The 22,756-nt window shown below is 67.1% G+C and carries 21 protein-coding genes and 1 riboswitch; of the genes, 12 read left to right on the forward strand and 9 right to left on the reverse strand.

What is annotated here, in order from left to right; all coding sequences use genetic code 11:
- Positions 1-356 (reverse strand): twitching motility response regulator PilH (gene pilH / locus N5E02_RS13965; RefSeq protein ID WP_279946381.1); only part of this gene is annotated, 356 nt, incomplete at its 3' end.
- An 88-nt stretch (positions 357-444) separates the two neighbouring features.
- Positions 445-1,440: a YhdH/YhfP family quinone oxidoreductase gene (locus N5E02_RS13970; RefSeq protein ID WP_053498913.1), complete on the reverse strand. Its 996-nt coding sequence runs from the start codon at positions 1,438-1,440 to the stop codon at positions 445-447.
- A 153-nt stretch (positions 1,441-1,593) separates the two neighbouring features.
- Between N5E02_RS13970 and hflK the strand changes: the two genes are divergently transcribed.
- The 5 genes from hflK to N5E02_RS13995 all read left to right on the forward strand — a co-directional run bounded on the left by hflK (position 1,594) and on the right by N5E02_RS13995 (position 6,226).
- A complete protein-coding gene (gene hflK, locus N5E02_RS13975; RefSeq protein ID WP_005418335.1) occupies positions 1,594-2,727 on the forward strand; it encodes an FtsH protease activity modulator HflK in 1,134 nt (377 codons plus the stop codon).
- Positions 2,724-3,587: a protease modulator HflC gene (locus tag N5E02_RS13980; protein WP_005414169.1), complete on the forward strand. Its 864-nt coding sequence runs from the start codon at positions 2,724-2,726 to the stop codon at positions 3,585-3,587. Before hflK ends, N5E02_RS13980 begins: the two co-directional genes overlap by 4 nt.
- Before the next feature lie 67 nt (positions 3,588-3,654).
- The gene (locus N5E02_RS13985; RefSeq protein WP_065185447.1) at positions 3,655-3,840 is read left to right on the forward strand and encodes a DUF2065 family protein; all 186 of its coding nucleotides are present in this window, start codon (positions 3,655-3,657) and stop codon (positions 3,838-3,840) included.
- A 292-nt stretch (positions 3,841-4,132) separates the two neighbouring features.
- On the forward strand, positions 4,133-5,425 hold the full coding sequence (locus N5E02_RS13990) for an adenylosuccinate synthase (protein ID WP_005418326.1): 1,293 nt from the start codon (positions 4,133-4,135) through the stop codon (positions 5,423-5,425).
- Positions 5,426-5,557: 132 nt separating this feature from the next.
- Complete coding sequence (locus N5E02_RS13995) at positions 5,558-6,226, forward strand: hypothetical protein (protein WP_065178223.1); 669 nt, start codon at positions 5,558-5,560, stop codon at positions 6,224-6,226.
- Here the strand turns inward: N5E02_RS13995 and N5E02_RS14000 are convergent.
- Both N5E02_RS14000 and N5E02_RS14005 read right to left on the reverse strand, forming a co-directional pair.
- Entirely contained in the window at positions 6,156-6,836 is a 681-nt protein-coding gene (locus N5E02_RS14000) for a M23 family metallopeptidase (protein WP_065178224.1), read from the reverse strand. The two genes, N5E02_RS13995 and N5E02_RS14000, sit on opposite strands and share 71 nt — an antisense overlap.
- Positions 6,837-6,840: 4 nt before the next feature.
- Positions 6,841-7,803 carry a L,D-transpeptidase gene (locus tag N5E02_RS14005; protein WP_279946383.1) on the reverse strand — a complete coding sequence of 321 codons (963 nt, stop codon included), beginning with the start codon at positions 7,801-7,803 and terminating at the stop codon, positions 6,841-6,843.
- 233 nt (positions 7,804-8,036) lie between these two features.
- On the opposite strand from N5E02_RS14005, the gene N5E02_RS14010 reads away from it, so the two are divergent.
- Positions 8,037-10,163: a methyl-accepting chemotaxis protein gene (locus tag N5E02_RS14010; RefSeq protein ID WP_095378358.1), complete on the forward strand. Its 2,127-nt coding sequence runs from the start codon at positions 8,037-8,039 to the stop codon at positions 10,161-10,163.
- A gap of 88 nt (positions 10,164-10,251) precedes the next feature.
- On the opposite strand, the gene N5E02_RS14015 is transcribed toward N5E02_RS14010, so the two are convergent.
- On the reverse strand, positions 10,252-10,542 hold the full coding sequence (locus tag N5E02_RS14015; RefSeq protein WP_032954416.1) for a hypothetical protein: 291 nt from the start codon (positions 10,540-10,542) through the stop codon (positions 10,252-10,254).
- Positions 10,543-10,556: 14 nt separating this feature from the next.
- Positions 10,557-11,069: a hypothetical protein gene (locus N5E02_RS14020; RefSeq protein WP_242014823.1), complete on the reverse strand. Its 513-nt coding sequence runs from the start codon at positions 11,067-11,069 to the stop codon at positions 10,557-10,559.
- Positions 11,070-11,236: 167 nt separating this feature from the next.
- Here N5E02_RS14020 and N5E02_RS14025 point away from each other — a divergent pair, with 167 nt between their 5' ends.
- A complete protein-coding gene (locus N5E02_RS14025) occupies positions 11,237-11,977 on the forward strand; it encodes an alpha/beta hydrolase (RefSeq protein ID WP_065178227.1) in 741 nt (246 codons plus the stop codon).
- A 9-nt stretch (positions 11,978-11,986) separates the two neighbouring features.
- Here the strand turns inward: N5E02_RS14025 and N5E02_RS14030 are convergent, their stop codons facing one another.
- On the reverse strand, positions 11,987-12,391 hold the full coding sequence (locus tag N5E02_RS14030; protein WP_164093583.1) for a hypothetical protein: 405 nt from the start codon (positions 12,389-12,391) through the stop codon (positions 11,987-11,989).
- 22 nt (positions 12,392-12,413) lie between these two features.
- On the reverse strand, positions 12,414-14,495 hold the full coding sequence (locus N5E02_RS14035) for a catalase (RefSeq protein WP_164093582.1): 2,082 nt from the start codon (positions 14,493-14,495) through the stop codon (positions 12,414-12,416).
- Between the two features lie 114 nt (positions 14,496-14,609).
- Here N5E02_RS14035 and N5E02_RS14040 point away from each other — a divergent pair, with 114 nt between their 5' ends.
- From N5E02_RS14040 to N5E02_RS14050, 3 genes are all read left to right on the forward strand, one after another.
- Positions 14,610-15,332, forward strand: coding sequence for an AraC family transcriptional regulator (locus tag N5E02_RS14040; protein WP_005418296.1), 723 nt, complete (start codon positions 14,610-14,612; stop codon positions 15,330-15,332).
- An 82-nt stretch (positions 15,333-15,414) separates the two neighbouring features.
- Entirely contained in the window at positions 15,415-16,782 is a 1,368-nt protein-coding gene (locus N5E02_RS14045) for an amino acid permease (protein ID WP_053500677.1), read from the forward strand.
- A gap of 186 nt (positions 16,783-16,968) precedes the next feature.
- Positions 16,969-17,379, forward strand: a complete 411-nt coding sequence (locus N5E02_RS14050; protein ID WP_005418291.1) for a VOC family protein — start codon at positions 16,969-16,971, stop codon at positions 17,377-17,379.
- 92 nt (positions 17,380-17,471) lie between these two features.
- Here the strand turns inward: N5E02_RS14050 and gcvP are convergent, their stop codons facing one another.
- Positions 17,472-20,339, reverse strand: a complete 2,868-nt coding sequence (gene gcvP / locus N5E02_RS14055; RefSeq protein ID WP_005418289.1) for an aminomethyl-transferring glycine dehydrogenase — start codon at positions 20,337-20,339, stop codon at positions 17,472-17,474.
- 62 nt (positions 20,340-20,401) lie between these two features.
- Positions 20,402-20,504, reverse strand: a riboswitch (glycine riboswitch).
- Between the two features lie 299 nt (positions 20,505-20,803).
- Between gcvP and N5E02_RS14060 the strand changes: the two genes are divergently transcribed.
- Together N5E02_RS14060 and N5E02_RS14065 are read left to right on the forward strand one after the other, a co-directional pair.
- Positions 20,804-22,030 carry a multidrug effflux MFS transporter gene (locus N5E02_RS14060; protein WP_065185519.1) on the forward strand — a complete coding sequence of 409 codons (1,227 nt, stop codon included), beginning with the start codon at positions 20,804-20,806 and terminating at the stop codon, positions 22,028-22,030.
- A gap of 144 nt (positions 22,031-22,174) precedes the next feature.
- Positions 22,175-22,756, forward strand: a 582-nt coding sequence (locus N5E02_RS14065) for a siderophore-interacting protein (protein ID WP_279946382.1), incomplete at its 3' end; no start/stop codon positions are given.

Here is a 22,756-nt window from a genome sequence, read left to right on the forward strand (position 1 = left end):
AACACGCGCTCCAGCACTTCGGACAGCTCGTCTTCCGAGAACGGCTTGGTGATGTAGGCCTTGGCGCCTTGGCGCATGCCCCACATGCGGTCGGTATCCTGGTCCTTGGTGGTCACCAGGATCACGGGAATATGCCGGGTTGCCTCGTCGCGGGCGAGGGTGCGGGTGGCCTGGAAGCCGTTGAGATTGGGCATCACCACGTCCATCAGGACCAGGTCGGGCAGCTCGGCCTTGGCGGTTTCGACCCCGGCGGCGCCATCGGTGGCGGTCAGGATCTGGTGCCCGAGCTTCTCGACGATGCGCTGTATCCCCAACAGCTGCGACGGTGAGTCGTCGACGATCAGAATGCGTGCCATGTTGTTCCCCATGTAATGCCCGCAGTGTAGTGCGGGCTCATTACCGGCGGGAGGGGCGCATCTGCCGTCCGTCGCCTGCCTGCTACGTTCAGTCGATCCGCACCACGGTGCGGCCCAGCGAGCCGCCCGCCAGCATCCGCTCGAACACGGCCGGCAGGCCATCAAGGCCAACCTCGGCGGTACAGATGCGGTCCAGGTGCTGCGGTTTCCATTCGTTGCCCAGCCGCGCCCAGACATCCTCGCGCAGCCCGCGTGGCGCATTGGCCGAGGACACGCCCAGCAGCGACACGCCACGCAGGATGAACGGCATCACGGTCATGTCCAGCGCCGGGCTGGCCGCCAGGCCGGCACTGACCACGCTGCCGTAGGGCGCGGTCTGCGCCAGCAGGCTGGCGAGCATGGCGCCGCCGGCATTGTCCAGGCCCCCACCGAAACGCGCCGATTGCAGTGGGCCGGTGTCGGCCAGGGCCTCACGCGGCAGCACCTCGGTGGCGCCGATGGCGTGCAGGAAACCGGTCTGGTCGGGTTTGCCGCTGATCGCATGCACCGTGTAGCCGGCGCGGCTGAAGATCGACAGTGCCAGCGCGCCGACGCCGCCACTGGCGCCGGTGACCGCCAGCGGTCCAAGTTCCGGGCTCTGCCGGTTGTCCTGCATGCGCAGCAGCGCCAACGCCGCGGTGAAGCCGGCGGTGCCCAGCACCATCGCCTCGCGTGGGCTCAGCCCGGCCGGCTGGGCGATCACCGCACGCGATTCCAGCCGCACATACTGGCTGTAGCCGCCGTCGCGGGTCTCGCTGAGGCCGCAGCCGGTGGCCAGCACCGCGTCGCCTTCACGCCATTCCGGATCGGTGCTGGCGACCACGGTGCCGGCTACGTCGATGCCCCCCACCAGCGGGAAGCGGCGCAGGATCTTTCCCTTGCCGGTGCCGGCCAGGGCGTCCTTGTAGTTGACCGAGGACCAGTTGGCGCGGATCAGAACCTGGCCGGGGCTGAGGTCTTCGACCTTGAGCTGGGCCAGGCCGCTGCGGTAACCGGCGTCGTCGTTTTCGATGCGGAAGGCGGTGAACGGGGTGGTGGGGGCCATCGGCATTGCCTGACTTCGAGGAAAACGCCACCTTACCCCGTTGCCCCCCTTTCGATCCTGCCGATCCGCCCCATCTTGTATGATCGGTAATGGTTTCACGGCTGGCGCCGCGGGAAGGGCCCGCGCCGCAGCCCACATCTTGATGGAGCGTGCATGGCCTGGAATACACCCGGCGGCAACAAGGGCGGACAAGGCCCCGAGGACAATCGACGCGGGCCGTTCGGGTCACGCGGCGGTGGCAATGGTGGTGGCTGGGGCGGTTTGCCCGGGCCGCTGAAGGACCTGTTCGACGGCGGCATCGTGCGTTGGGTGGTGGCGGCCGTGGTGCTGCTGGTGCTGTTCTCCAGCTTCCAGTTGATCGGCGAACAGCAGCGTGGCGTGGTCCTGCGCTTCGGCCAGTTCTCGCGCATCCTGCAGCCCGGTCCGAACTTCAAGCTGCCGTGGCCGATCGAATCGGTCACCAAGGTCAACGCCACCGAGATCAAGACGTTCTCGATCCAGGTGCCGGTGCTGACCCGCGACGAGAACATCGTCAACGTCTCGCTGAACGTCCAGTACCGCATCGACGACCCGCAGCAGTACCTGTTCGGCACCGTCGATGCCAACCAGGTGCTGGAGCAGTCGGCGCAGAGCGCGGTGCGCGAGGAAGTCGGCCGTGCCGACCTCAACGCCGTGCTGAACAACCGTGGCCCGCTGGCCGTGGCCGCCGAGGAGCGCCTGCAGGCACTGCTGAAGGCGTTCAAGACCGGCCTGACCGTGACCGGCCTGACCCTGCAGGACGCCCGTCCGCCGGAAGAAGTGAAGCCGGCCTTTGACGAGGTCAACGGTGCCCAGCAGGTCAAGGAACGCCTGATCAACGAGGCCCAGGCCTACGCTGCCAAGGTCGTGCCGGAAGCCCGGGGCCAGGCCTCGCGCGCCCGTACCACCGCCGAAGGCTACAAGCAGGCCGTGGTGTCCAAGGCCGAGGGTGACGCGCAGCGCTTCAGCCTGTTGCAGGCCCAGTACAAGGACGCCCCGGAAGTGACCCGCAAGCGCCTGTGGCTGGAGACCGTGCAGCAGGTGCTGAGCGAGAACCGCAAGGTGATCGGCGGCGATGGCCGCCAGCTGATCTACGTGCCGATGACCGGCGATACCCGTCCCACCACCTCGGCCCCGGCCGCAGTGGCGAACCCGGACGTGGTGATGCCGTCGCTGCCGGGTGCAGCGGTGGAAGCTTCCCGTGATCCGGGCCGGCCGGTGGGCCGCCCGACCGGGCGACCGAGCGGCCGTGAGGAGGGCAGCCGATGAAGAGTCCTATCTGGATCGCCGTGATCGTGGCGGTGGTGCTGGGCCTGCTCGGCTCGGTGTACGTGGTCCGTGAGGACCAGACCGCCATGGTGCTGAACCTGGGCAAGGTGGTGCGTTCGGACATCAAGCCGGGCCTGCATTTCAAGGTGCCGGTGGTGGAAACGGTGAAGGTCTTCGACCGCCGCTTCCAGGTGCTCGACACCGCGCCGGCGCGCTACTTCACCGCCGAGCAGAAGGACGTCAGCGTCGACTTCTTCGCCATCGGCTACATCTCCAACGTAGGTGACTACTTCCGTGCCACCGGCGGCGATCCGCGCATCGCCAATGCCCGCCTGGCACCGATCATCACCGACTCGCTGCGCAACCAGATCAACTCGCGCACCCTGCAGCAGCTGGTGTCCGGCGACCGCAGCGAGCTGATCGCCGAGCAGCTGAAGGGGATCAACGAGGCGGTGGCCGGCCTCGGCATGCAGATGATCGACCTGCGCATCAAGCAGGTGGACCTGCCGACTGACAGCCAGGTGATCAACGACGTGTACGAGCGCATGCGCGCCCAGCGCAAGCAGGAAGCGGCCAAGCTGCGTGCGGAGGGCGAGGAGCAGTCGCTGACCATCCGTGCCCAGGCCGACCGCGACAGCACCGTGCTGATCGCCGAGGCCGAGCGTGATGCACAGCGCCTGCGCGGTGAAGGCGATGCCGAGGCGGCCCGCATCTACGGCAAGGCTGGCTCGGCTGATCCGTCGTTCTATGCGTTCTACCGCAGCCTGGAGGCCTACCGTGGCTCCATGACCGACGGCAATGGCGTGATCGTGCTCGACAAGAACGACCCGTTCCTGCAGTACCTGAAGAACGACCGCTGAGGTCGCAGGGCACTACCCCACGGGGCCCGGCCAGACGCCGGGCCCCGTGCTTTTTCCGGAGTGCCCCATGAAAGATCTGTTCGCCGCCGTCTGCCTGGTCGCGGTGCTGGAAGGCCTGTTCCTGTTCGTGGCGCCGTTCGCCTGGAAGCGCACGGCCGAGCGCCTGCTGGACCTGCCCAGCCCGGCCCTGCGCAGCTTCGGCGGGCTGGTGCTGCTGGCCGGCCTGAGCCTGCTGTGGTGGGCGCGCCACTAGCAGGGTAGTGCCGGCCGCTGGCCGGCAACCTGGGATGCCGGCCAGCGGCCGGCACCACCGGGCGGGACGGCTGACCGGTGGGTGAAGCCGTCCGTCGGAAAGGTGGCAGCGGACCCCGGAAACCCGGATAATGCACAAAAGCCGGACGGGCCTCCCCGTTCGGCTTTTTCCGTGTCTGGGCCTTCCATCGCCGGCCGCTCCCCGTCTGGAGCCGCCCTCCAGGTGCTGGCCAGCCCCGCCACGGTTTACCCGTCCGCGGCCCCGATGGCCGCAACAAATCGAGGAGCCCGTCATGGGTCAGTCTGTCGTAGTGTTGGGTGCCCAGTGGGGCGATGAAGGCAAGGGCAAGATCGTCGATCTGCTCACTGAGGAAATCGGCGCCGTCGTGCGCTTCCAGGGTGGCCACAATGCCGGCCACACCCTGGTCATCAACGGCAAGAAGACCGTCCTGCACCTGATCCCGTCGGGCATCCTGCGTGACGACGCGCTGTGCCTGATCGGCAACGGCGTGGTGATCTCGCCGGCCGCGCTGCAGAAGGAAATCGCCGAGCTGGAAGCCTCCGGCGTGGAAGTACGTTCGCGCCTGAAGATCTCCCCGGCCGCGCCGCTGATCATGCCGTACCACATCGCCCTGGACCAGGCGCGCGAACGCGCTGCCGGTGGCAAGGCGATCGGCACCACCGGCCGTGGCATCGGCCCGGCCTACGAAGACAAGGTGGCGCGTCGCGGCATCCGCATCGCCGACCTGCATTACCCGAAGCAGCTGGAAGAACTGCTGCGCACCGCGCTGGATTACCACAACTTCGTGCTGACCAAGTATCTGAACACCGATGCGGTCGACTTCCAGAAGACCTTCGACGAAGCGCTGGCCTTCGGCGAATACGTGCAGCCGATGAAGTCCGACGTGGCCGGCATCCTGCACGACCTGCGCAAGCAGGGTAAGCGCGTGCTGTTCGAAGGCGCGCAGGGCGCGCTGCTGGACATCGACCACGGCACCTACCCGTACGTCACCAGCTCCAACACCACCGTCGGTGGTGCGCTGGCCGGTTCCGGCGTCGGCGCCGATTCGATCGACTACGTGCTGGGCATCGCCAAGGCCTACGCCACCCGCGTCGGCGGCGGCCCGTTCCCGACCGAACTGGACGACGAAGTCGGCCAGGGCATCCGTGACCGTGGCGCTGAGTACGGTGCCTCGACCGGCCGCCCGCGTCGTTGCGGCTGGATGGACATCGTCGCACTGAAGCGCGCCGTGGCCATCAACGGCATCAGCGGCCTGTGCATCACCAAGCTGGACGTGCTCGATGGCATGGAAAAGCTGAAGGTCTGCATCGCCTACGAATACAACGGCAAGCGCACCGAATATGCTCCGCTGGATGCGCAGGGCTGGGAAGAGTGCACCCCGGTGTACCTGGAGTTCCCGGGCTGGAGCGAGAACACCCACGGCATCACCCAGTGGGACGAGCTGCCGCCGGCGGCACGCGCCTACCTGCGTTCGCTGGAAGAACTGGCCGGCTGCCCGATCAGCATCGTTTCGACCGGCCCGGACCGCGACCACACCATGGTCCTGCAGGATCCGTTTGCCTGAGTGAGAGACCGGTAGCGCTGGGCCCTGCCTGGTGTTGCTGAAGGAAAAGCCCCGCGCAAGCGGGGCTTTTTCGTTTTCGGTACTGTGGCGGCACAGCCGGCAGGGCAGCGCAGCGATGACGGAGACTTCGGTATGAAGGGCGAGACGGTCGCACGGGTGACTCTGTGGCTGCTGTGGAGCCTGTGGACGCTGGCCTGCATCGTGCTGGTGCTGGGCGCGCTCGCCAATTACCTGGCTTCGCGCACGCAGACCCTGCCGCTGGTGCTGCAGCCGGGCGCGACCGCCGAGATCACGGTGTACCGCTTCATCGACGACCCGCTGCGACTGCGTCTGCGTTATGCGGATGACGGCGCCGATCCGGCGGTCGATCCCGAGCTGCGCCTGCGCGCGGAAACCCCAACCGATCGCACCGAGTTCCGCGCGGAGAGCCGCTCGGCGGTGACCGATCCGGAGATCCATCGCGCACTGGAATCGGTCGAGCGAGACCGGGTCGCCGCCTCGTACTTCGGCTACGGCCGCAGTGACGCACTGCCGCGAGGCCGTTCCTCGCTGCGGCTGACCGTGCTGGAGGTCGATCCGGCGTTGGCCGGCCGTGCGGCCTCGGTGGACCTGCTGCCGCCGATGGACGTGCTGAAGCTGACCGACCTCGACTACCTCTGGCTGTGGCCGTTCTTCTTCTGGAAGATGGCGGCGCTGTTCCTGCTGATTCCAGGGGCCGCGTTGGCTGTCTTTACTGTGGCGTTGTGGCGCTGGCAGCGCCGGGCATCATCGCTGCCGACTTCAGCAGTGGATAGGGATTGATCGACTCTCCCTTCCACCACTGCTTCTCTGGCCCCAGCACATGCACCTCGAAATGCAGGTGCGGGGCATGGGCGCTGGCGTTGCCCGTGCTGCCGACGTAGCCGATCACCTCGCCGCGCCTGATCACCTGCTTTTCGGCCAGGCCATCGGCATAGCGCTGCAGATGCGCGTAGTAGTAGCACCAGCGTCCACCGGGCTCGAACTGGTAGATCGTCAGTCCACCGCGCTCGCTGTCGAACAGTTTTTCCACCGTGCCATCCGCCACCGCCAGTACCGGCGTTCCTGCATCGGCCATGATGTCGATGGCATCGTGTACGCGGCCCTCGCTGCGTGCATCGGTGAAGGTATCGCGCAGCTGCGAGGGCAGGATGCCCTGCACCGGCAGCAGCAGGCCGGACGGGGCATCCGGAGCCTGCGCGGCCGGCGGCGCAGTGGAGGCGGGTGGGGCTGTTGCACCTGGCGCTACCGGTTCCGTCACCGGCGCGGCGGCCACCGTCGATGGCGCTTCCGGCAGCGCGTCGGTCACCGGCTCATCCATATCGCGGTGCAGCCACCAACCTGCACCCAATCCCAGCAGAACACCCAGCACGATCAGTTGCGAAAGACGCATCGACTCACTCCTGCATCACGACAGGCACCGAGGTGTCCACTGCGTCGGCCACGCGCAGTGCATCCCAATTGGTCATGCGTACGCAGCCATGCGACTCGGTCTTGCCCACGTGGCCGGGTTCAGGCGTGCCATGCAAGCCGTAATGCGGCTTGGACAGATCGATCCAGACCCGGCCGACCGGATTGTTCGGGCCGGGCGGCAGCGTGGCCTTCTTTTCCCCCTTGCGGGCATCCCAGAACAGCTTGGGGTTGTAGTGGAACGGCGGGTCGCGGTACACGCCCAGGATCTTCCATTCGCCGATCGGCAATGGGTCGTGCTGGCTGCCGGATGACACCGGCACCTGCGCGATCAGCTTGCCCTGTGCGTCCAGTAGCTGCAGCGTGGAGTCGGATTTGTCGACCACGATCCTGGCGGCCTTCGGCAATGCGGCCGGGGCGATGTTGGGGACCTGGATGCGGCTGCCAGCCCTGGTCAGATCCACGCCGGGATTGAGCATCTTCATCAGCTCTGGGGACGCGTGGAAGCGCTCGCCCAGGGCTTCTTCCACACTACCGTAGCCCAAAGATTTCAGCTTGGCCTGGGCGGCGGGTCCTTTCGGTATCGGCTGGAACGGGCCGACGACATCCTCAGCAGTCAGCGTGTAGCTGGCCAGCGGCGTGATCGTATCGGCCTGCAGAGCCTTCCAGGTGGCGTCGTCCAGCTCACCCGTTACGGTCAGGCCGTGTGCCGCCTGGAGGCCTGACACCGCCCGCCGCTGGTTGCTGCCTAGCTCACCATCAATCTGGCCCGGAGAGAAGTTCGCACGATCCAGCAGCACCTGGGCATGCAGTGCGGAGCGCACTGCGGTGTCCGGGCCAGCCTTCTCGGCAATGGGGGCGGGCAGCCCGGGCGGCGGCGCCTGCGCGAAGGCCGGCGACGCCAGCAGCGAGATTGCGAGCAGGGTGGATCGGGACACAGATGAGCGCATTGGGATCTCCAGCAGGTACGCCGCCACCTTGCCCGCAGGCGGCGCCGAGCCGCCGTGAAAGGGATCTGATGCCCGCATGAGCAGGCATGTCATTGCGGCCGGTTGCCAGCGGCAGGTGTCGCTGGGACGGGGGCTCACCAAGGTGAACGGTGGCCGACGCCGTCGATGGGCGGCGATCAAGATTGCCTGCCGTGCCGCCGATAAGGCCACATCCCCCCGTTTTGGATACCCCCATGAACTACTTGAGGAACGTCAGGGTCGCCTGGCGTCTTGGGCTGGGCTTTGGCCTGTTGCTGCTGCTGGTTGCCGCCGTAGTGGCCACCGGCGCCACCGCCAGCGTCGTGCAGAAGCGCGCGATGCAGCAGGTGGTCGACGTCAGCGTGGCCAAGGTGCGCCTGTTGTCGCAGATGCTCGACGCCAACAACCAGATGATGGTGGTGCGGCGCGAGATGCTGATCCGCCAGGGCGAAGACCGCGGCAGCGATGAGAAGCGCATTGCCGATCTGGTCAAGCGCTATGAGGCCAGCTGGACCGCCTACCAGGCGCTGCCAGGCGATGCGGAGGGCAAGGCCATCGCGGAAACCATCGCGGCCAAGCGTGCCATCGCGCGCCCGCTCAACAAGCAGACCAGCGAACTGATGGAGCAGGGCGACTACCCGGGCGCCGTGGCGCTGACCCTGGGTCCGGTGCAGGAAGCCGCCAACGGCTGGAACAAGGCGCTGTCCGATGGCGTGGACTTCGAGGAGAAGGAAAGCCGTGAGGCTGCCGCCGAGGCGATCCGCCTGGGCGAGCGCAGCCTGCTGCAGCTGCTGGTGCTGGGCGGCGTCGCGCTGCTGGTGGGCATCGGTGCCTCGGTGATGATCGGCCGCAGCCTGACCGGTCCGCTGGCGCGCGCGGTGAACCTGGCCGAGCGCCTGTCCAAGGGACAGCTGGACCAGGAGTTCCGCCTCGGTGGCCGCGACGAGCTGACCCAGCTGGGCGAGGCGATGGCCAGCGTGCGCCAGAGTGTGCAGGCGGCGATCGGCGCGCAGTTGCAGATGGCCGAGCAGCACGAGGCCGGTGCAATCCGCTATCGCATGGACGCCAGTGCGTTCCCCGGTGATTTCGGCCGCATGGTGCAGGCCACCAACAGCCTGGTCGAATCGCACGTGCAGGTGGAACTGCTGATGGCCGAGGTGATGCAGCGTTACGCCATGGGTGACCTCAGCCGCGACCTGCCGGACTACCCGGGTGAGAAGGGCACGCTGACCCGCACCCTGGCGGCGGTGAAGCAGAGCCTGATGGCGATCAACGCGCAGATCGATGAACTGGCCCGCGCCGCACGCGCCGGCGATTTCAGCATGCGTGGCGATGCCGCTGCGTTCCAGTACCAGTTCAAGACGATGGTCGAGCACCTCAACGGCATGATGGCCAGTTCGCAGGCCAGCATCGCCGATGTTTCCGACGTGCTGCGCGCGATCTCGCATGGCGACCTGACCGCACGCATGGAGGGCGAGTACGACGGCGTGTTTGCGCGCATGCGCGACGATGCCAACACCACCACCGCGCAGCTGACCGGCATTGTCCGCGGCATCCAGGTGGCTGCCGACAGCATCAACAACGCGGCCCAGGAACTGGCCGCCGGCAACAACGACCTGTCGCGCCGCACCGAGCAGCAGGCCGCGAATCTGGAAGAAGCGGCCGCGTCGATGGAGGAGCTGACCTCCACCGTACGCCAGAACGCCGAACTGGCGCGTCAGGCCGACAGCGAAGCGCATGCCGCCGGTGCCGCCGTGCGCGAGACCGAGCAGGCGATGGCACAGATGGCATCGGTGATGGGCGAAATCGATCAGTCCTCGGCGCGCATCTCGGAAATCTCCACGGTGATCGACGGCATCGCGTTCCAGACCAACATCCTGGCGCTGAATGCCGCAGTGGAAGCTGCGCGTGCAGGCGAGCAGGGCCGTGGCTTTGCCGTGGTCGCCAGCGAAGTGCGCACGCTCGCACAGCGTGCCGGTGTCGCCGCCAAGGAGATCAAGGAACTGATCGAGGACGCCGCTTCCAAGGTGAAGAGTGGCCTGGCGGTGACCGTTGAATCGGAAGCCGCGATCGCACGCGTGGCGCAGGCCAGTTCGCGCACCACCCAGCTGATGAGCGACATCGCAGCGGCCAGCAAGGAGCAGGCCGCCGGCATCGAGCAGGTCAACCAGGTGGTGGTGCAGATGGACCAGGTGACCCAGCAGAACGCCGCGCTTGTGGAAGAAGCCACTGCCGCGAGCCGCGCGCTGGAAGAACAGGCGCATGCACTGACCACGTCAGTGGCGGTATTCCAGCTGGAGCAGGGGCCGCGCATGCCGGTCATGCCGGCGCGGGCGGCGTAAGCGACCTGTAACTGATACTGGATGGCGCCCTGCCTGCGATGTCCCGCATGCAGGGCGTCGACGCACCCCACCGGACCGACGCCGCGGGCTAGCGCCCGCGGGCTGAGCGTTCGATCAGCCAGCCGGCTGCGTACAGCAACAGCAGTGTCGGCGGAACCAGCACTGCATATGCGGTCGACCAGGGTTTGCCACGCAGCAGGCCGCCTGCGCCGATGGCATCGAGTGCGGCAGACTGCAGGGTGATGGGGAGCGCCATCAGGATATAGGTACCCTTCGGGTCCCCCTCCGACTGCGCGCCGTGAACCAGCCATGCGGTCAACAGCAGGTAGACCACGCAAAGCGCAAGACCGGTCCAGCTCAGGAGTCGCCGCATCTTCATCCGCATGCCCCGGTTCAACGGACGTCGAAGCGGGCCTGCAGCGGCAGGCTCACCTTCCGCAGCAGATCCCGGACCACCACCTGCGCAGTCCACGTGCCTTTGGGATCACCGGCCTCGGCGACGAACTTCAGGTGCAGGTTGGTCATGTACAGCAGGTTTGGCGGGCCGGTCAGGGCGGCGGTGAAACAGGGAACATCGCGTTCGTCGATACTGGTACTGCCGTCCGGGCGCAGCATGCGCAGATCGCAGTGCACCTTGGGTACGCGGTTCTCGTCCAGTTGCGGGTTGGAGAGGAATGTCAGCAGGAACAACTCACCGCCCAGGTGGACTTCGTTGGCCTCGTTGAAGCTGGGAGTGGTCTCCGGCGGGGTCTCCCACTTGGCCCGCCAGTCGGCATCGGAAGTGACCAGCAGCGATGCCGCGAAGCCGCCGCTGGATTTCATGGCATCGGTCTCCGTCAACGCCTTGCCATCCCCATTTATCCAACCATCGCTGGCGGAGCTGTTCAGTGGCAGCATCATGGCCATCATGGCCAGCGCGCAGGTCCATCGCATCAACGGCTCTCCCGGGTAGCCGCGTCCCGCGGCAGAGCGGGTAGTATTGCCCAACATTGGCCGGCAAAGCAGCAGGACAGCCGGAGCAGGGGTTCCGTTGCCTGCCGATGTGGGTGATGCTTGCCAGCAAAGGAGGTGGCATGGGAATCGGGAGCGAGGAAACGCCGATCTGTTTCCCTGCATCGGCCGCGCCGCAGCACGTGCTGATGCTGCCCGGTCTGGATGGCTCCAGCAGGCTGTCGCCCCCGTTCCTGTCGGCACTCCAGGCTTACGGTCTGACAACGCAGGCGATCACGCTGCCCGCGCAGGGACCGCAGGATCACGCCACGCTTGCCCAACGGCTGTGGTCGCAGCTGCCCAGTCGTCCCTTCATCCTGCTCGCCGAGTCTTTCTCGGGCCCGTTGGCTGTTGAACTGGCCACGCGCCATCCCACCGGGCTGCGCGGACTGGTGCTTGCAGCGACCTTTGCGCGTCGGCCGGTGCCACTGCCGGCAGCCAGCGCAGCCCTGCTGTCGCCGGCCTGGCCGCTGCCTCCCGTGGCATTGCTGGCGCGCCTGTTGCTGGGGCCGTGGTACACCCGCGGGCACACGTCGATGCTGCGCGATGCGTTGGCCAGGACTCCGACGAGCACGTTGCGGCAACGCGCCGCAGCGACCCTGCGGGTCGACGTGCGTGCATTGCTGCCAGCAATCCAGGTGCCGACGCTGTGCCTGCACGCGTGCCACGACCGCCTGCTGTGGCCGCCCAGCGTGGCCGAGCTGCAGGCCCTGTTGCCCGATGCCCGCCATGTGTCGTTGGAGGGGCCACATCTGCTGCTGCAGGCGCGTGCCGACGCAGCTGCAGCCGAAGTGGCCGCGTGGATGAGGACGTTGCCGCGTTGAACGATGCGCTCAACTGCGGGCGCGGGTACGTGCCGCTTTCCTGGCCGCCACCTTGCGCACTGTCTTCTTCGCCGCACGGGTCTTGGCCGCCTTCTTCGCTGCAGCACTGCGCGAGGCGGCTGTACCGGCCTTCTTGACCGCTGTCTTCTTTGCGGCCTTCTTGGTGGCGGTCTTACGAGCCGGTGCCTTCTTTGCCGCCGCCTTCTTCGCAGGCGCCTTCTTGCTCGCCGCCTTCTTCGTGCCCTTGCGTGCGCTGCCGCTACGTTTGCCGCCACCGTCCTGCTTGTTCACGGTGGCCCAGGCGATGCGCTCGGCGGTGCCTTCACTCGCGCCGCGCTCGCGCTCGCTGTCCTCGATGTGCTCGGCCTGGCGCTTCTGTTTCCCGGTATATGCGGATTTGTCACCACGGGGCATGACGGTTCTCCTGTTGTAGTGGTCAGGCCAGCAGGCGCAGCTTGGGCTCACGCGCCCACTGGCGGGTGGCGGCGACTGCCAGGAAAGCCTTGGCGTCTTCCGCTTCGACGATGCCGGCATCGTTGCCGACCCGCGCCGCCTTCAGCAGCGTCTGGCCGCCTGCGTCGCTGGCGATGGCCTTCAGGTGCGCCCACGCCTGGCTGACGAATTCGACGGCTGCACTCTCTTTCGACAAGGCCTTCGCGGCTTCCGGGCTGAGCACCACGGCCACCGCATCGAACACAGCCGATGGCGTGCCCGCCAGTTGCCCATCCGCCGCCTGCATCGCCCCATCGCTCAGCGTGGCGCCTCCCACTTTTGGTGCCACCAGCTTCACCTCCGCACCTGCCTTCCGAGCGGCCTTGCTCAGGCTGGCGATCACGCGGGCATCGGAGCCCTCATCGAACAGGACGCCGATGCAGCGACCCTGCAGGATGGGCTTGTTGCGCCCGATCACGCGCACCTCGGGAGCGGGGGGCATGTCCCGCACCGGGGTAGCAGTCGGCGCCGCGTCGGGCAGTGCAGGCAACGCCAGACCATCGGCCACGCGCCGGGCCAGCGATTCGTCGATGTTGCGCAGGTGGCTGACGGTGCGCACCCGCACCTTCAGCGTTTCCACCTTGGACAACTCGAAGACCAGCGCCGATGCCAGGTGCGCCTGCTCCGGCTTTTCAAGGCTGCGGAAGAACATCCGGGCCTGGCTGTAGTGGTCGGCGAAACTCTCCGCACGCGTGCGGCCCTTGCGGCCATCGTCGGCGCTGGCATGGCTGCGGAAACCGGCCGGTGTCTCGCGCGGGGTGTCGTCCTGCAGCGAGCTGGGATCGTAGGCCACGCGGCCCTTGGGCACCTGCATCTGCATGTGGCCATCGCGCTGATGATTGGCAAACGGGCACTTCGGAGCATTCACCGGGATCTGGTGGAAGTTCGGGCCGCCAAGGCGCAGCAGCTGGGTGTCCAGGTAGGAGAACAGGCGGCCCTGCAGCAGCGGATCGTTGCTGAAATCGATGCCCGGCGGCACGTTGGCCGGGCAGAACGCCACCTGTTCGGTCTCGGCGAAGAAGTTGTCGGGCCAGCGGTCCAGCACCATGCGCCCGATCACCTGCAACGGCACAAGCGATTCGGGAATGATCTTGGTCGGGTCCAGGTGGTCGAACGGAAATGCCTCGGCCTCCTCTTCCGTGAACAGCTGTACCGCCAGTTCCCACTCGGGGAAATCACCTCGCTGGATGGCCTCGAACAGGTCGCGGCGATGGAAGTCATTGTCAGCCGATTGCAGTTTCAACGCTTCGTCCCAGACCGTTGACTGGATGCCCAGCTTTGGCCGCCAATGGAACTTGACGAAGGTCGACTCGCCCGCCTCGTTCAGCAGGCGGAAGCTGTGCACCCCGAAGCCTTCGATCATGCGCAGCGAACGCGGAATGGCGCGGTCGCTCATCGCCCACATGATCATGTGCATCGACTCGGGCATCAGCGAAATGAAGTCCCAGAAGGTGTCATGGGCCGAAGCCGCCTGCGGGAACGCACGGTCTGGTTCCATCTTCACCGCATGCACCAGGTCCGGGAATTTCATGGCGTCCTGGATGAAGAAGACCGGGATGTTGTTGCCGACCAGATCCCAGTTGCCTTCCTTGGTATAGAACTTGACCGCGAAGCCGCGCACGTCGCGCGGAGTGTCCACCGACCCTGCGCCACCGGCCACGGTCGAGAAGCGGGTGAACACGGGCGTCTTCACGCCTACCTCGGTCAGGATGCGCGCCCGGGTGTGGGCGGCCAGAGACCGGGTCAACTCGAAGTAGCCATGTGCCGCGCTGCCACGTGCGTGCACGATGCGCTCGGGAATGCGTTCGTGATCGAAGTGGGTGATCTTCTCGCGAAGGATGAAGTCTTCCAGCAGCGTGGGTCCTCGAGGTCCCTGCCGCAGGGAGTTCTGGTTGTCTGCCACCGGGATGCCCTGATCGGTGGTCATCGCCGGGTGGCTGCCGCCGGCGCGCGGGTGCAGTTCATCGCCGTTGCCGCGGGGGTGGTTTTCGGTTGCGCGCTTGCCGGTCGGCTTGCTGGCGGCCATGGGGGGGAGGCTCCGGATCATCAAGGGAACCACGACACTGGAACCGAACCCGTTAAACCCAGGTCCGGCAAAGGTGAACGTACGGGCAAAAGCAGGCTCGGGTATGCTTGCCCCATGCGAGTCGAGCCCGCCGACATCGAAGCCCTGTTCGACGCCATCCCGGATGTGCTGTTCTTCATCAAGGACCGCCAGGGGCGGTATACCCACGTCAACCAGACCATGCTGCGACGGCTGGGCCTGCGCGCACGCAAGGACGTGATCGGGCGCACAGCGGCCGAGATCTACCCGACCGGCCTCAGCGCGGACTATGTCGACCAGGACGCCCGCGTGCTGTCCGGCGAGGTGATCGAGAACCTGATGGAGCTGCACCTGTTCGCCAACCGCGAACCGGGCTGGTGCCTGACCTGCAAGCGCCCGTTGCTGGTCGATGGCGCCATCGAGGGCCTGATCGGCATTTCCCGCGACCTGGGCCAGAAGGACAGCCTGGGCGCCCAGTACGAGCAGCTGCGGCTGGCCCTGGCCCACCTCAACGCGCACTACGCCGAGAACGTGCGCATGCAGACCCTGCTGGACATCACCGGCTTCTCGCTGTCCAAGCTGGAGCGCAGTTTCCGCAAGGTGTTCCAGATGACCCCGCAGCAGGTGCTGACCCGGCTGCGGATCCAGATGGCCATGCACCTGTTGCATGGCGACGACAGCATTGCCTGCATCGGCCAGGCCTGCGGTTTCAGCGACCAGAGCGCCTTCACCCGCAAGTTCAAGGCTGAAACCGGTTTCTCGCCGCGCGCCTATCGCGCCCGGATCGGCGGCAACGTCGGCGAGCCCGCACTGGCCTGAGCCCCCTGCTGCGCTGTGCCTATCCCCGCGGGCCTGGGACAGGGTAAGGTGTCGCCCCTGTAGCCCGCCGCCAGCCCCGCCGATGCCCAATTCGATTCCGACCGCTTCGCCGTCCCGCCTCGGACATTCGCTCAAGCCCCGCCAGCTGATCATGATGGGCCTGGGCAGTGCCATCGGCGCCGGCCTGTTCCTCGGCTCGGGCGTGGGTGTGCAGGCGGCCGGGCCGGCGGTTCTGGTCTCGTATCTGGTCGCCGGCGCGCTGGTGATCATCGTGATGAACGCACTGGGCGAGATGGCGGCGGCCAAACCGACCAGCGGCGCGTTCTCGGTGTACGCCGCCGATGCCATGGGCGCCACCGCTGGCGCCACGGTCGGCTGGTTGTGGTGGGTGCAGCTGGTGATCGTGATCGCCGCCGAGGCGGTCGGTGCGGCCGGGTTGCTTGCCACGGTCTGGCCGGTGGTGCCGGTGCCGATGGCTGCGTTGGCCTTCATGCTGTTCTTCACTGCGATCAACCTGCTCGGGGTGAAGAACTTCGGCGAGTTCGAATTCTGGTTCGCCATCCTGAAAGTGGCGGCGATCCTGGCCTTCATTGCCATCGGCGTGGCACTGCTGATGGGCTGGCTGCCGCAGGTCACCTCACCTGGCCTGAGCAACTTCACCGAACACGGTGGTTTCGCACCGAAGGGCCTGGCCGGGATCGGTGCGGCGCTGCTGGTTGTCGTTTTTGCCTTCGGTGGCACCGAAATCGTTGCCGTTGCGGCGGCCGAAACCGAAGATCCCGAACGCAGCATCGCCCGTGCCATCCGTACCGTGGCCTGGCGCATCCTGGTGTTCTACATCGGCTCGCTGAGCGTGATCATCGCCGTGGTGCCCTGGACCAGCGAAGCACTGAAGTCGCCCTTCGCCGCCGTGCTGGACATTGCGCGCATTCCGGGCGCCGGCACCGCCATCACCCTGATCGCGGTGATCGCGCTGCTGTCGGCACTCAATGCCAACCTCTACGGCGCCTCGCGCATGATGTATTCGCTGGCGCAGCGCCGCGAGGCGCCGGCGGTGCTGGGCTGGACCGATCCGCGCCAGGTGCCGGTGATCGCCGTGCTGGCCAGCGTGCTGTTCGGTTTCGCTGCGACGGTGATGGAACTGCTGTTCCCGGACCGGGTGCTGCCGGTACTGCTCAACATCGTCGGTTCCACCTGCCTGCTGGTGTGGACGTTGTCGCTGGTTTCGCAGCTGGTACTGCGCCGCCGCGCCGATCGCCTGGGTACCCGCCTGCCGTTCCGCATGGCCGGTTTCCCGTGGCTGACCTGCTGCGCGCTGGCGATCCTGGCGTTGATCTTCGGCCTGCTGCTGAGTGAGTCGCACACCCGCCTGCAGTTCCTGTCGATGGTGGCGTTGACCGCCACGATTGCCGCCGGCAGCGCCATCGCACGGCGCATGCGCCAGGCGTGACTGCCGCTGTAGAACCGGCCCCACGGTCGGTTGCGGTCGCCGAATGTTCTGTAGAGCCGACCCTACGGTCGGCTGCTGTTCGCGTGGCCGCCAGCCGAGCGCGGGCTCGGCTCTACAGCAGGCATACATCCGCCGTGCCATCCTGATCGCGTGGGCCGCCAGCGGCCCGTCGACCAGGAGTACCGCATGCTGCGCAGCCGTCCCTTCCTGATGTTCACCGGCCAGGCCGAGGCCGCCCTGGCCCTGTACGCCGAAGCCTTCGCCGATTTCCGCCTGCTGGCCCTGCAACGCCACCCCGAGGGGGCCGGCGCCGGCGTGCCCGGCCAGGTCCGCCAGGCGATCTTCCTGCTCGGTGGCACCCATTACCTGTGCTTCGACAGCCTGGATGTGCACGACTTCACCTTCAGCCCGTCGATCTCGCTGTTCGTCGAGTGCTCCGGTGCCGAGCAGTTCGAGCGTGCGGCACGCGTGCTGGGCGAGGGCGGCCATTGGCTGATGCCGGTGGGTGACTACGACTTCAGCAACCGCTATGGCTGGGTGCAGGACCGCTTCGGCGTATCGTGGCAGTTGAGCCTGGGACAGATGCCGGACCCGTGATCGGGTAATTGTGGGTGTGGACCCTGGTCCACACGCCCTCATGAAAACGGCCCGCTTGCGCGGGCCGTTTTCTTTATCGATGCAGTGAGGAATCAAGCCTCGACTTCATCATCCTTGTAGGCATCGACCGGGATGCAGGCGCACATCACGTTCTTGTCACCGTACACGTTGTCGACGCGTGCCACCGGCGGCCAGTACTTGCTCTGCTTCAGGCTGGCCAGCGGGAAGGCGGCCAGTTCACGCGGATAGGCGTGGGTCCACTCGCTGGCGGTCACCGCGGTGGCGGTGTGCGGGGCGTTCTTCAGCGGGTTGTCCTCGCGGTCCAGGCGACCGTCTTCGATCGCGCTGATTTCCTCTCGGATCTGGATCATCGCGTTGATGAAACGGTCCAGCTCGTGCAGCGACTCGCTCTCGGTTGGCTCGACCATCAGCGTGCCGGCCACCGGGAAGCTCAGGGTCGGGGCGTGGAAGCCGAAGTCGATCAGGCGCTTGGCGACGTCCTCGGCACCGATGCCGCTGGTCTTCTCCAGCGGGCGCACGTCCAGGATGCACTCGTGCGCCACCAGGCCGTTACGGCCGGTGTACAGGGTCTTGAAGTGCGGAGCCAGGCGCTTGGCAATGTAGTTGGCGTTGAGCTGCGCGACCTGGGTGGCCTTGCGCAGGCCTTCGCGGCCCATCATCGCGATGTACATCCAGCTGATCGGCAGGATCGAAGCACTGCCGAAGCTGGCCGCGCTGACCATGCCGACCGGGCCGTTGTCACCCAGCTTGCCCGGCAGGAACGGGGCCAGGTGCTCCTTGACCGCGCACGGGCCCACGCCCGGGCCACCACCGCCGTGCGGGATGCAGAAGGTCTTGTGCAGGTTCAGGTGCGAAACGTCCGAACCCCACTTGCCCGGCTTGGCCACGCCGACCAGGGCGTTCATGTTGGCGCCGTCGGTGTACACCTGGCCGCCGTGCTTGTGGATGATCTCGCAGATCTCGACCACCTCTTCCTCGAACACGCCGTGCGTGGACGGGTAGGTCATCATGATCGCGGCCAGGCGGTCGCTGTACTTCTCGGCGTTGAGGCGGATGTCCTCGACGTCGACGTTGCCGTTGGCATCGGTCTTGGTCACCACGACCTTCATGCCGCACATCTGCGCCGAGGCCGGGTTGGTGCCGTGCGCCGAGTCCGGGATCAGGCAGATGTCGCGGTGGCCTTCGCCGCGCGAGCGGTGGTAGGCACGGATCGCCAGCAGGCCGGCGTACTCGCCCTGCGCGCCGGAGTTCGGCTGTAGGCTGACCGCGTCGTAGCCGGTGCATTCGACCAGCATCGCTTCCAGCGTGTCGATCAGTTCCTTGTAGCCCAGCGCCTGGTCGGCCGGCACCAGCGGGTGGATCTGCGAGAACTCCGGCCAGGTCACCGGGATCATCTCGGCGGTGGCGTTGAGCTTCATGGTGCACGAACCCAGCGGGATCATCGTGCGGTCCATCGCCAGGTCCTTGTCGGCCAGCGAACGCAGGTAGCGCAGCAGTTCGTGCTCGCTGTGGTGGGTGTTGAACACCGGGTGGGTCAGGAACGCGGACTGGCGCAGCAGGCCCGCCGGCAGCGCGTCGGCGGTGCTGGCGTCCAGCGCCTCGACGTCAGCCTGCGCGCCGAACACGGCGGCCAGCGCGACCACGTCGGCGCGGGTGGCGGTCTCGTCCAGGCTGATGCCGACCGAGTCGCTGTCGATCGCGCGAAGGTTGTAGCCGGCGGCGCGTGCCTTGGCGTGGATCTCATCGGCATGCACGCCGGTGATGTGCAGGGTGTCGAAGAAGTCGCCACCGACCTGCACGCCGGCGTTGCGCAGTGCCGCAGCCAGGATCGAGGCCAGGCGGTGGGTGCGCCGGGCGATGCGGGTCAGGCCTTCCGGGCCGTGGTAGACCGCATACATCGAGGCCATCACCGCCAGCAGCACCTGTGCGGTACAGATGTTCGACGTCGCCTTCTCGCGGCGGATGTGCTGCTCGCGGGTCTGCAGGGTCAGGCGATAGGCCGGGTTGCCCTGGGCATCGATGGAGACACCGATCAGGCGGCCCGGCATCGAGCGCTTGTAGGCGTCACGGCAGGCCATGAACGCGGCGTGCGGGCCGCCGAAGCCGAACGGCACGCCGAAACGCTGGCTGTTGCCGACCACGATGTCCGCGCCCCATTCGCCGGGAGCGGCCAGCAGGGTCAGCGCCAGCAGGTCGGTGGCCACGGCCACCAGGCCGCCGCGTGCATGCACGGCCTCGACCAGCGCCTTGTAGTCGCCGACCTGGCCGAAGGTGTCCGGGTACTGCAGCAGCAGGCCGAAGGCTTCCGCTTCCAGTGCTTCGGCCGGGGTGCCGACGCGCAGCACGATGCCCATCGGTTCTGCGCGGGTACGCAGCAGTTCCAGGGTCTGCGGGTGCACGGCGTCGTGCACGAAGAAGGTGTCCGACTTCGACTTGGCCGAACGCTTGGCCAGGGTCATCGCTTCAGCGGCGGCGGTGGCTTCGTCCAGCAGCGAGGCGTTGGCGATCTCCATGCCGGTCAGGTCGGCGCACAGGGTCTGGAAGTTGATCAGCGCTTCCATGCGGCCCTGCGAGATCTCGGCCTGGTACGGGGTGTAGGCGGTGTACCAGGCCGGGTTTTCCAGGATGTTGCGCAGGATCACGTTCGGGGTGTGGGTACCGTAGTAGCCCTGGCCGATGAAGCTGCGCAGCACGGTGTTCTTGTCGGCGATCGCGCGGATCTTCGCCAGTGCCTGCACTTCGGTCATCGACTCCGGCAGCGCCAGCGGCGCCGGCGACTTGATCTTGGCCGGCACGATGGCATCGGTCATCGCATCCAGCGACGCGTGGCCGACGACGTCGAGCATCTGCGCGATCTCGGCATCGTTGGGGCCGATGTGGCGCTCGACGAACGCATTGTGGTGCTCGAGCTCACGCAGGGAAGGGGTGTTCTGGGACATGGCGAAGGATCCGTCAGGAAAGGGCACACGCACGGGCACAAGCCGCCGGTCGGCGGTCTGCGGGGCGCCCCTCTGTCCTTTTGCCTGAGAGTTTAAAAGCGCGGCGGACCGCAGCTTCGTGCCCCTTCGGCGCCGGATCGAACCGGTCTCTCCAGAGTTCTGTTACGGGTGGTATCGGGCCTGAGCGATTACGGGCGTTGCGCCTTCGGCAGCGGTGTTCCGCTTCTCCCACCGTGTTGCCCGCCGATTATAGCCCGTTGCGGGCCCGCTGGCCGTCTACGGGCCTGGCCGCTGCGCCTGAATGGCCGATGGCCCGGACGTGCGTTTTGTGCATCGCTGCATGGCATCAGGCGCAATCCCCACCTATGATGGCCAGATACCTGAATTCATCTGGCGCCCTCCCTGCAGACGGGGACCGGCGCCCGCCGTGCGTGCCACGCATGGCCCTGCCGGACGCCTTTCCCATGACCGCCGCTGTTGCTCCCTCCACCCGCCGCATGGCCCTGCTGCTTGCCGGCCTGGCCATGTTCGGCCCGTTCTCGATCGACACCATCTTCCCGGCCTTCCCGCAACTGGCCCGGCGCCTGGCGGTGGACGAGGTGGCGGTGCAGCAGACCATCAGCGTGTACCTGCTGTTCTACGGCCTGATGAGCCTGGCGCACGGCCCGCTGTCCGACGCCTGGGGCCGCAAGCGGGTGATCCTCGGTGGACTGGTGGTGTTCGTCGGCGCCTCGGTGGGCTGCGCACTGTCCACCGACCTGACCACACTGCTGGCCTTCCGCGCGCTGCAGGGCCTGTCGGCGGGTGTCGGCATGATCGTCGGCCGCGCGGTGATCCGCGACCTGTACCACGGCCATGACGCGCAGCGGCTGATGAGCCAGGTGTCCATGCTGTTCGGCATCGCCCCGGCCATCGCGCCGATCATCGGTGGCTGGATCCTGCTCAGTGGCGCGGGATGGCCGCTGATCTTCTGGTTCCTGGTGGTGTTCGCGCTGGTCCTGCTGGCGGCCACTGCACGCTACCTGCCCGAGACCCATCCGGTCGAAGCGCGCGTGCCGTTGTCACCGCGCGCGTTGATGCGTGATTACGTGCGCATCGGTTTCAATCCACGCTTCCTGCGCCTGGCGCTGGCCGGCAGCATCGGCTTTGGTGGAATCTTCCTGTACATCTCCTCGGCGCCGGTGTTCGTGATGCAGCACCTGCACCTGGGCGAGGGCGGGTTTGCCTGGTTGTTCATCCCGACCATCGGCGGCATGACCACCGGCTCATTCCTGTCCGGGCGCATGGCCGGGCACACCACGCCCACCCGCCAGGTCTCCATTGGTTTCGGCCTGTGCGCATTGTCGGTGCTGTTGAACGTTGGCTACGTGGTGCTGTCGCCACAGTTCGTACTGCCATGGGCGGTACTGCCGATCTTCCTGGGGGGCATGGGCATGGCGCTGATCTTCCCGATCCTGGCGCTGGCGGTACTGGACATGTACCCGCATCAGCGCGGCCTGGCCTCGTCGCTGCAGGCCTTTGTGCAGCTGATGATCAGCACCGTGGTGGCCGGCGTGGTGTCACCACTGCTGAGCGGTAGCCCGCTGCACCTGGCACTGGGCCAGGCGGCGTTCTTCGGCGCCGGTTTCGTGTTCTGGTACTGGGAACACCAGCGCGAGCGTGCGGCGCAGGCAGCCTGCACGGGTCACTGAGCAGCGCGCAGGGGTAGGGCGGGCCACGATGCCCGAAACACTTGCGGCAGGGAACGGCCGGACTAGGCTGGGCACTCCAGCCAGCCGGTGCGTGGATGCACGACAGCCAGCCGATCCGATGTCGTTGCATGAGGTTTCCCCCAAATGGCTGCGCAGCAGACCTATCGCCTGTTCGAGGTGGCGCTGAAGGAGCGCCGCGTTCTTTCCCCTTCCCTGGATCGCATGGTGTTCACCGGCGCCGACGTGGCGCGGATGAAGACCGAAGGCCCGGACCAGCGCATCAAGGTGTTCTTCCCCTTGCCTGGCCAGGACCTGCCGCAGGTGCCCTGCGGCGAGGACTGGTATCCGCGCTACCGGGCGCTGCCGGACGATCAGCGCCCGCCGATGCGCACCTACACCATCCGCCAGCTGCGTGCAGAGCTGGGCGAGGTTGATGTTGATTTCGTGCTGCATGGCGAGACCGGGCCGGCCTCACGCTGGGCCATCCATGCACGCCCCGGCGACCGTGTGGTGTTGCTGGCTCCCGATGCCGACTGCGCCGACAGCAGCGAAGGTTGGGAATGGAGGCCGCCGGCCGGCGTCGGCCAGGTGCTGCTGGTGGCCGATGAAACCGCGTTACCGGCGGTGGCTGGCATTCTTGAGGAACTGGCGGCCATGGTGGATCCGCCGCGTACGCTGGCCTTGCTGGAAGTGGCGCAGGCCGGCGACGCGGTGCCGCTGAAGGCA

The sequence above is a fragment of the Stenotrophomonas sp. GD03777 genome, assembly GCF_029842485.1.
Lineage (GTDB): Bacteria > Pseudomonadota > Gammaproteobacteria > Xanthomonadales > Xanthomonadaceae > Stenotrophomonas > Stenotrophomonas sepilia.